Below are 3,140 nucleotides of genomic sequence, written 5' to 3' on the forward strand. Positions count from 1 at the left end.
GTCTTGCTTATGGCCAAGGAGATGGGAGCAGTGGTACTCGCGGAGGGGGTGGAGACAGCCGAACAGCTGGAATTCCTCAAAATCATTGGTTGTGATTACTATCAGGGGTATCTCTTCAGCAAGCCTGTGGATGAGGATACCTTCATGAGGCAGGTATTCAGGGTAGATGAATAATCGAGTTATAAGGCATGAGCGATTGCGGTTGCCTGTACCATGAGATGTCGTTGCTTTTCCCCTCTCTCTTCCAATCCACTACTCATATCGACCGCATAGGGACAGACGGTTCTGATTGCATTCTCCAGATTGCCGGCATGTAATCCGCCTGCAAGAAATATTGGCTTGTCATAGCTGGAAGCTTGCCTCCAGTCGAACACCTTCCCGCTCCCTCCTTTTGCCCCATCGAGCAAGATATAATCTGCTGTGCTGAATGTGCTTTCAGTGGTATGAGGGTAACAGACCGCCTTGATGATGGGAAGCGAGCAGACTGAGCGAAGGGTCCGCAGGTATGCCTCATCCTCCCTTCCATGCAGTTGTATGAGATCGATGATTCCTTCCTCAGCGATGCGGGAGATGCTTTCAACCGGTTCGTCAACAAATACACCAACAACAGCAATAGCTGCATTCACCCGTTTGCGCAAATCAGTTGCAACCGTTCTGCTTATTTGCCTCCGGCTTGGGGCAAAGACAAAGCCGATATAGTCACAGCCTGCTTCATTGGCCCACTCTATGTGAGCTTCCCTTTGCATGCCGCAGAGTTTGATTTTTGTCATACTTTCAATTCCTGTACGGCCTGTGCTCGGTCGACTCTTCTCATCAGCTGTTCACCTACCAATATTGCAGAGAATCCAGCTTGCTTGAGCAGAATTGCATCCTCTCTTCCCCTGATACCGCTCTCACTGACAGCCGTTACTGAGGATGGGATTGAGTGAATCAAGCGAAGGCTGGTTTCAAGATTGACTGAAAAATTACGGAGGTTGCGATTATTCACTCCTATGATCGTTGCTCCGGCTCCCAGCGCAAGATCCATCTCCACTTCATCATGTACTTCCACCAAGGCATCCATTCCAAGGCTCCTGGTGAGGGAGAGAAAGGAAGACAAGGTATTTTTATCAAGCAGAGCGGCGATGAGCAAAATCGCAGAAGCTCCCAGAATCCGTGATTCCAGGATCTGGTAGGGTGTTATGATGAAATCCTTCCTGAGGAGAGGCAGGGAGACACTCTCTCCAATACTGGTCAGATATGCATCATCACCCAGAAAACGGGTAGGTTCAGTAAGTATGCTCAATGCCGAAGCGCCTCCCGCTTCATACTCTTTTGCGATTGCCGGTGGGTCAAAGGAAGATGCAATGACTCCTTTTGAAGGGGATGCCTTTTTTACTTCAGCAATCACGGCAAGATGGTCACTCTCCAAGGCATGCTTGAATGGGTGACCTTCCAGTACGTTGGAAAATGCACGATTCTCAATACTCACGGTTTGTTTTCCATGGTATCGGTTGGCAGTGCTTGCAGCGAGTGATTGTAGGATATCCATGCTTATTCCTCGTTTGACAGTCTTACAAAGGCCTCAAGTTGCTGTAGTGCTTTCCCGCTATCGATTGCTTCTCGTGCGAGTTCAATGCCTCCTCCAATGGTACTTGCTTTTCCTGCAATATAGAGTGCGCATCCACTATTGAGTAGTACGATATCTTGTTTTGGACCCTGCATTTCTCCACTGAGGATTGAGCGGGTAATTTCAGCATTCTCCTCTGCATTACCTCCTTTGAGATCTTCCCCTCTGCAACGTTTCAAGGAGAACTGTTCCGGGGTGATGGAGTAGTGTGTAAAGGTACCATCCTGTACTTCACAGATATGTGTCTCTCCAGTCAAGGTGATTTCGTCCATACCATCTTCCCCACAGACAACCATTCCCCGTTTTACCCCAAGGTTGGTCATTACCTGGGCCAAGGGAACGATAAGACTCTCATCGTAAACACCCATAAGCTGCAAGGAAGCGCCTGCAGGATTGGCCAAGGGTCCGAGAATATTGAATACGGTTCTGATCCCCAGCTCCTTTCTCACCGGGGCAACGTATTTCATGCTGATGTGGTAATTCTGGGCAAAGAGAAAGCAGAGACCGATCTCATCCAGCATTGCTTTGCTTCTTTGTTCATCGACTTGGATGTTTACTCCCAGTCTTTCAAACACATCGGCAGCCCCACAATCTGAAGAGGCGGCGCGATTGCCATGTTTCGCGACCGGAACTCCCATGCTGGAGATAACAATGCTGCTGGTGGATGAGATATTGAAGGTCTTTAGGTGGTCCCCTCCAGTGCCAACAATCTCCAGAACCGGCAGGTCATGCAGTAGTCGTATACAGTGACTTCTCATGCTCTCGGCGCATGCGGTTATCTCCTCGATCGTCTCTCCCTTCAGGGAGAGGGCAGTGAGAAAACTGCTCATTTGCACCGGGGTTGCCTTCCCCTCCATGATTTCATGCATTACAGACAGTGCTGTACCGTAGGCAAGGTCCTGCTTCATGCTTAGTTGTTTGATGGCTTCCCGTATCATTGTGCTGCTCCTTTGTATGTGTATGCCACTTCGAGAAAGTTTTTCAGCAATGTTTCCCCTCTGGGGGTGAGTATGGATTCAGGGTGGAATTGCACTCCATAGATGGGGTAGTGGGTGTGCTGTATGGCCATTGCCTGTCCATCCTCTGTCCATCCAGTCAAGGTCAGGGAGGGGGGAAGGCTGTCGGCCTTTACTGCCAGGGAGTGGTACCGGCCTACCTTTTCTTCCCTTTCCAGGTTGTGAAAGAGGGGAGATGAGGTGTCTAATACAATCATTGATTGTTTGCCATGGTAGAGTGTCTCTGCATAAGAGACTGTAGCGCCAAATGCGGTGGCGATCGCCTGATGACCCAGACAGACACCAAGTATGGGAACTGTTGGGCCAAGTTGCTGTATAAGGCTGATGATGATTCCCGCTTCCTGGCAAGTTCCGGGGCCTGGGGAGATGATAATGGCCTGCATGCCAAGTGATGCAATCTCCTCTACGGTCATGACATCATTACGGACTACCTGTATATCCGGTTCCAATGCCCCTATCATCTGGTAGAGGTTGTAGGAAAAACTGTCGTAGTTATCAATCAATAGGATCATAGG

Annotated in this window: 5 protein-coding genes; 1 reads left to right on the top strand and 4 read right to left on the bottom strand. The window is 49.5% G+C overall.

Translation table 11 applies throughout. The features are described from left to right. The first annotated feature begins 9 nt into the window (after nucleotides 1-9). Complete coding sequence (locus tag JF818_RS16655; protein ID WP_370570313.1) at nucleotides 10-174, top strand: EAL domain-containing protein; 165 nt, start codon at nucleotides 10-12, stop codon at nucleotides 172-174. 5 nt (nucleotides 175-179) lie between these two features. Here the strand turns inward: JF818_RS16655 and JF818_RS06750 are convergent, their stop codons facing one another. Genes JF818_RS06750 through JF818_RS06765 form a run of 4 tightly spaced genes read right to left on the bottom strand, consistent with a single transcriptional unit; the run spans nucleotide 180 to nucleotide 3,137 of the window. Then, the gene (locus JF818_RS06750; RefSeq protein ID WP_198891269.1) at nucleotides 180-770 is read right to left on the bottom strand and encodes a phosphoribosylanthranilate isomerase; all 591 of its coding nucleotides are present in this window, start codon (nucleotides 768-770) and stop codon (nucleotides 180-182) included. After that, nucleotides 767-1,531: an indole-3-glycerol phosphate synthase TrpC gene (gene trpC / locus JF818_RS06755; protein ID WP_198891270.1), complete on the bottom strand. Its 765-nt coding sequence runs from the start codon at nucleotides 1,529-1,531 to the stop codon at nucleotides 767-769. The genes JF818_RS06750 and trpC overlap by 4 nt, the downstream gene beginning before the upstream one ends. A 2-nt stretch (nucleotides 1,532-1,533) precedes the next feature. Beyond that, a complete protein-coding gene (trpD, locus tag JF818_RS06760; protein WP_198891271.1) occupies nucleotides 1,534-2,547 on the bottom strand; it encodes an anthranilate phosphoribosyltransferase in 1,014 nt (337 codons plus the stop codon). Next, entirely contained in the window at nucleotides 2,544-3,137 is a 594-nt protein-coding gene (locus JF818_RS06765; protein ID WP_198891272.1) for an aminodeoxychorismate/anthranilate synthase component II, read from the bottom strand. The genes trpD and JF818_RS06765 overlap by 4 nt, the downstream gene beginning before the upstream one ends. Nucleotides 3,138-3,140: the final 3 nt, after the last annotated feature.

Source organism: Sphaerochaeta sp. S2 (assembly GCF_016406725.1).
Lineage (GTDB): Bacteria > Spirochaetota > Spirochaetia > Sphaerochaetales > Sphaerochaetaceae > Sphaerochaeta.

Bases quoted from the DNA above. Each gene is read 5' to 3' on its own strand.
- JF818_RS06765 (WP_198891272.1), bottom strand. From the start codon at position 3,137: ATGATCCTATTGATTGATAACTACGACAGTTTTTCCTACAACCTCTAC.
- trpC (WP_198891270.1), bottom strand. From the start codon at position 1,531: ATGGATATCCTACAATCACTCGCTGCAAGCACTGCCAACCGATACCAT.
- JF818_RS06750 (WP_198891269.1), bottom strand. From the start codon at position 770: ATGACAAAAATCAAACTCTGCGGCATGCAAAGGGAAGCTCACATAGAG.
- JF818_RS16655 (WP_370570313.1), top strand. From the start codon at position 10: ATGGCCAAGGAGATGGGAGCAGTGGTACTCGCGGAGGGGGTGGAGACA.
- trpD (WP_198891271.1), bottom strand. From the start codon at position 2,547: ATGATACGGGAAGCCATCAAACAACTAAGCATGAAGCAGGACCTTGCC.